Origin of the sequence: Baekduia sp., from assembly GCF_035996765.1 — a bacterium.
GTDB lineage: Bacteria > Actinomycetota > Thermoleophilia > Solirubrobacterales > Solirubrobacteraceae > Baekduia.
Map to the genome: position 1 here is coordinate 1 of NZ_DASYJG010000021.1, position 6047 is coordinate 6047.

2 protein-coding genes are annotated in these 6047 nt (G+C 71.5%); both read right to left on the reverse strand.

Annotated features, from left to right (window positions below; translation table 11 throughout):
- The coding region (locus VGO10_RS04120; RefSeq protein ID WP_327465442.1) for an NAD-glutamate dehydrogenase domain-containing protein at positions 1-4113 on the reverse strand (4113 nt) is incomplete at its 3' end.
- Between the two features lie 99 nt (positions 4114-4212).
- Positions 4213-6027: a phosphoenolpyruvate carboxykinase (GTP) gene (locus tag VGO10_RS04125; protein ID WP_327465444.1), complete on the reverse strand. Its 1815-nt coding sequence runs from the start codon at positions 6025-6027 to the stop codon at positions 4213-4215.
- Positions 6028-6047: the final 20 nt, after the last annotated feature.

A 6047-nucleotide genomic window follows, 5' to 3' on the forward strand; every position in this document is an offset into this window, starting at 1 on the left:
GGCCGGCTCGGCGCCCAGCTCGCCGCTCAAGCCGGAGACGAAGGTCGGGCCGAGCGCGTCGACGACGTCGTTGGCCGCCAGCGTGGCGATCAGCTCTCGCCGCAGCGGGTGCTCGGCGATCAGGTGGCCGAAGCGCGCGACGACCGGCCGCGGGAAGTACGCGCGGACGTCGTGGTCGAAGGCCGCCTCGTCGGGGAGGTCGGACTCCAGCAGCGCGTCGGTCAGCAGCCGCTTGGCGTAGGCGACGAGCACCGCCAGCTCGGGGCGCACGAGGCCGCGGCCGCCGCGGCGGCGCTCGGCCATGTCCTCGGAGGTCGGCAGCGCCTCGTCACGCCGGCGCAGGATCTTGGCGCCCTCCAGGGCCGCCATCAGGTCCTCGTAGGCGAAGATGCGCGCGGCGCTCGAGCGCACCTCCTGGGAGAGGATCTGCGCTTGCAGGAACGAGTCATACAAGATGTGCGCGACGACATCCTCGGTGACCTCGGCCAGCAGGCCATCGCGATCCTCGCGCGCCAGCTCGCCGCGCCGCACGGCGAGGTCGAGCAAGATCTTCAGGTTGACCTCGTGGTCGGAGCAGTCGACGCCCGCCGAGTTGTCGATGAAGTCGGCGTTGATGAGCCCGCCCTCGCCCCCATGCCCGCCGACAGTGGCGAACTCGATGCGCGCGCGGTGGGTGAAGCCCAGGTTGCCGCCCTCCCCCACGACGCGCGCGCGGACCTTGTGGCCGTCGACGCGGATCGCGTCGCTCGACCGGTCGAGCGCGTCGGCATCGCTCTCGGTGGACGCCGTGACGACCGTCCCGATCCCGCCGTTCCAGAGCAGATCGACCGGCGCGCGCAGGATCGCGCGGATCAGGTCGGTGGGCGCGAGCGTCTCGTCGGTGACGTCCAGCGCGCGGCGCACCTGCGGCGTCAGCGCGATCGCCTTGGCGTTGCGACTGAAGACCCCGCCGCCCGCCGAGATCGCCTCGCGATCGTAGTCGTCCCAGGACGAGCCGCTCAGCGCGAACAGCCGCTCGCGCTCAGCGAACGAGCGCTCCGGATCCGGAGCGGGGTCCAGGAAGACGTGGCGGTGGTCGTAGGCGGCGATCAGCTTGAGCGACCGCGACAACAACATGCCGTTGCCGAAGACGTCACCCGACATGTCGCCGATGCCGACCGCCCGCACGGTGTCCTGCTCGGGGTCGACGGCCAGCTCGCGGAAGTGGCGCTTGACCGACTCCCACGCCCCCTTGGCGGTGATGCCCAGGCCCTTGTGGTCATAGCCCGCCGAGCCGCCGGAGGCAAACGCGTCGCCCAGCCAGAAGCCACGCCGCACCGCGATCGCGTTGGCCGTGTCGCTGAACGCCGCGGTGCCCTTGTCGGCGGCGACGACCAGATAGGAGTCCTGCTCGTCGTGGACGCGCACGCCGTCGGGCGCCACCGTCTCGCCCTCGTCCGACAGGTTGTCGGTGACGTCGAGCAGCGCCTCGATGTAGCGGACGTACTGGCGCTTGACCTCGTCGCGCAGCAGCGCAGGATCCTCAGGCCGCTCTTTCAGGAAGAAGCCGCCCTTGGCGCCCGCCGGGACGATGACCGCGTTCTTGGTCATCTGCGCGCGCATCAGCCCGAAGACCTCGGTGCGGTAGTCCATGCGGTCTGACCAGCGGATGCCGCCGCGGGCGATCCGGCCGCCGCGCAGGTGGATGCCCTCCATGTCGGGCGCGTAGACGTAGATCTCGAACAGCGGCGGCGGCTGCGGGATCGCCGGGACGTCCTCGCTGCGCAGCTTGAAGGCCATGGCGTCGCGGTCGTTCTTGAAGGCGTTGGTCCGGACGGTCGCGTCGATCAACCCAAGTTGGTTGCGAAGGATGCGGTCGTGGTCGAGCAGCGCGACGGCGTCGAGGTCGTCCCCGATCTCGGTTCGCAGCGCCTCCTCTGCTGCCTCATCACCCGCGCGCTCGTCGGTGGCGAACCGCAGCTCGAAGAGCCGGATGAGCTTGGCGGTGATCGCCGGGTTGGCGGCGATCACATCGTTCTGGAAGGACTCCGTGTAGCGCGAGCCGATGCGCTGGCGGTAGCGGCGATAGGCGCGCAGGACCTGCACCTGCGGCCAGCGCAGGCCAGCGCTGACCACCAGGCGGTTCAGCGAGTCCGACTCCGTCTCGCCGCACCAGACCGCCTCCAGCGCGTCGGCGACGCGCGCGGCCACGTCACCCAGAGCGAGCGGCTCGTGCAGCGCCGCCGGGTCGGCGTTGAGCACGCCGAAGGCCTGGATCCAGAGCTCGTCGTCGCCGTGCAGCCGCGCGGGGATCTCCTCGATCACGCGCAGACCCAGGTGCTCCAGCATCGGCGTGGCCTGCGAGAGCTCGACCTTCGGCCCGCGGCGGTAGAACGCGACGCGTGTCCGCCGGGTGCCATCCGCGCCCCGCTCGTCCTGCAACCCCACCAAGAAGTCCCTGCGGCCGCTGGCCAGCGCCTCGAAGCGCTCGACGTCCTCGGCGGCGATCAGCGGCTCGACCGCCGCGCGATAGGACTCCGGCAGCCGCTTGAGCCAGCGGGCGGCGAGCATCCGCCCGCGCTCGGGGCCGTGGCGGTGCACGAGCGCACCGCCGACGCGGTCGCGCCACGTGCGCGCCTCCAGGATCAGGCGCCGCTCGAGCTCTGAGACGTCGACGTCGGGCAGGCCGCCACCACCGTCGACGGTCAGGTGCAGGTAGACGCGATCGTCCTCGCCGAAGACCTCGTGCTGCTCGACGTGATCGGTCCCGTACGCGGACGCGACCATCCCACGCAGGCGCTCGCGCAGCGTCGCGCTGTAGCGCTCCCGCGGCAGCGCCGCCACGAGCGCGGCGCCGCGACCGTCGCGGGCGCGGCGGCCGAGCAGGCGGACCTCGTCGGCCCGCAGCGCCAGCAGGACCGACAGCTGCGCGCGGATCTCCTGAAACGGCGCGCCGAACAGCTCGCCCTTGGGGTAACCGTCAAAGAGCGCGATCGCGGCCTTGGAGTCGTGGCTGCCGTCGATCAGGTCCTCGGCGTCGAGGATCCGGCGCAGCTTGTCGCGCAGCAGCGGCGTCGTGCTCGCGGGCTCGCCGTACGCGCGCGAGGTGAACAGGCCGAGCAGCCGCGCCTCGCCCACCACCGTGCCGTCCTCGGCGAAGCGGCGGGCGATCAGCACGTTCATCGGCTCGCGGCGGTGCACGGGCGAGAGCGTGTGGGTCTTGGTGATCTCCAGGACGGCGGCGTCGCGTGCGTTGCCATCGGCGGCCGGCGGATCGTGGGCGGGCACGCGCAGCTCGCCGGCCTCGCGCGTGTCGCGCAGCAGGCCCAGGCCCGTGGGGTGGGTGGGGCCGGCTCCACCCACCCCACCCACCCCGGCGCGCAGGCGGCCGTCGGTGTCTCGCTCATCCTCGTGGAAACCGAGGAAGACGAAGTGGTCGGCGCCGACCCAGCGCAGGAACGCCGCGGCCTCGTCGGGGTCCTGCTCGGCCGCGACCAGGCGCGCGCCGCCGGCGCCGACGATCTCGACCAGCCGCTCCAGGCCATCCCGGAGCGCCGGGAAGTCGTCGACGACCGCGCGGACGGTGGCCAGCACATGACGGGTGGCGTCCTCGAGGTCGGCGAGCTCCTCGGGGCTCAGCCGGCGGTCGAGCTCGAAGTGCATGACCGACTCGCGCGGCGCGTCGCGGGGGTGCTCGATCGCGGTGATCCGGTGTGGCGGCGCCGGGTCGCGGCGCACGCCGACGATCGGATGGGTGACGCGGACGATGCGCAGGCCGCGCGCCGCGAGCTCGGCGCCGACCGAGTCCACCAGGAACGGCAGGTCGTCGGTGGTGGTCTCCAGCACCGAGCCGGCCGTCTCGTAGCCGTGCTCCTCGCGGTGCGGTGTGAAGGCACGGACGGCGGCGATCGCGCCCGCGCGGTCGTCGGCCAGCGCGAACGCGCCGCGGACCTCGGCCAGCAGCGCCTCGGGATCCTCTTCGGGCGCCTCGGCGTCGGCGCTCGGCGCCCGCCGCAGGTAGGCGCCGACGAAGCGCGCGAGCAGCTCCGAGTCGCGCTCGCGCGCGAGCTGGGCGACCACCTCGGCGATCCCGCCGGCCGACCCAGCCGACGGTGACTCCTCCTGAAGGCTCACACGGCGCAACCTACTCCGCGCACCGGCCGCAGAACGTCCGAAGGGCACCCGCGCTGGGTGCCCTTCGGGCCATTCTGGATGTTGCTGGTGCGACGGGCGCTACGCGCCGAGGCGCTGCTTGAGCGCCTCGAACTGCGCGCGCAGCGGCGCGGGCAGCGCGTCGCCGAACTTCGCGAGGTGCTCGGTGACCTGCGGGAGCTCGTCGCGCAGCGCGTTGACGTCGACCGAGAGGACCTCGTCGAGCGCCGCGTCGGTGATGTCGAGGCCCTCGACGTCGAGGTCCTCGCGCTTGGGCACGAGGCCGACCGGCGTCTCGTCGGCGTCGACCTTGCCCTCGAGGCGCCGGAAGACCCACTCCAGCACGCGCGAGTTGTCGCCGAAGCCCGGCCACAGGAACTTGCCGTCGGCGCCCTTGCGGAACCAGTTGACGTAGAAGATCCGCGGCGGCTGCGCTCCGGCCTTCTCGCCCATCGCGAGCCAGTGCTCGAAGTAGGACGCCATGTTGTACCCGCAGAACGGGAGCATCGCGAACGGGTCGAAGCGCAGCTGGCCGACCGTGCCGAACGCGGCGGCGGTCTGCTCGGAGCTCATCGTCGCGCCGAGGAAGACGCCGTGCTCCCAGTCGAACGCCTCGCGTACCAGCGGCACCACCGAGGCGCGGCGGCCGCCGAAGAGGAACGCGTCGATCGGCACGCCGGCCGGGTCCTCCCACTCCGAGGCCATCGACGGCACCTGCGTCGCGGGCACCGTGAAGCGCGAGTTCGGATGGGCGGCGGGGTGGTCGGCCGCGGGCGTCCAGTCGTTGCCGTGCCAATCGATCAGGTGCTCGGGGACCTCCTTGGTCATCCCCTCCCACCACGTGTCGCCGTCGTCGGTCAGCGCCGTGTTGGTGTAGATCGCGCCCTTCTCCAGGGCGGCCATGGCGTTGGGCGTGTTGCTGTAGCCCGTGCCGGGCGCGACGCCGAAGAAGCCGTTCTCCGGGTTGATCGCGCGCAGGCGACCCTCGTCGTCGTACTTCATCCAGGCGATGTCGTCGCCGATCGTCTCGACCTTCCAGCCCTCGATGGTCGGGACCATCAGCGCCAGGTTGGTCTTGCCGCAGGCGCTCGGGAACGCGCCGGTGACGAACTTGACGACGCCCTCGGGCGAGGTGAGCTTGAGGATGAGCATGTGCTCGGCCATCCAGCCCTCGTCGCGCGCCATGACGGAGGCGATCCGCAATGCGAAGCACTTCTTGCCGAGCAGCGCGTTGCCGCCGTAGCCGGAGCCAAAGGACCAGATCTCGCGCGACTCAGGGTAGTGGACGATGTACTTGTTGTCGGCGTTGCAGGGCCAGGGCACATCCTCCTGGCCGTCCGCCAGCGGAGCGCCGAGCGAGTGCACGCAGGGGACGAAGTCGCCGTCCTCGCCGAGGACGTCCAACGCGCCCGCGCCCATGCGGGTCATGATCCGCATCGACACGGCGACGTACGCCGAGTCGGTCAGCTCGACGCCGACGTGCGACTTGTCGGAGCCCAGCGGACCCATGGAGAACGGGACGACGTACATCGTCCGCCCGCGCATGGAGCCCGTGAACAGGTCGTTCATCGTGCCGCGCATCTCCGAGGGCGCGCGCCAGTTGTTGGTCGGGCCGGCGTCCTCCTCCTTCTCGGAGCAGATGAACGTCCTGTCCTCGACCCGGGCAACGTCCGCCGGGTCCGACAGCGCCAGGTAGGAGTTCGGCCGCTTTGCTTCCGAAAGCCGCTCGAAAGTCCCTGCATCTACAAGCCTCTGAGCCAGTTGGTCGTACTCCCCGGCGGACCCGTCGCACCAGTGGATGTCCTCTGGTTCGGCGAGGGCCGCTACCTCCTCCACCCATGCCCGGAGGTTCTCGTGCTTGGTGGTGGCTTGAGGCTTGGGTGCGGTGTGAGCCATTGGTTTTCAGGCACTCCTTG

Coding starts and splice junctions, on each gene's coding strand:
- VGO10_RS04125 (WP_327465444.1), bottom strand. CDS start 6,027: ATGGCTCACACCGCACCCAAGCCTCAAGCCACCACCAAGCACGAGAAC.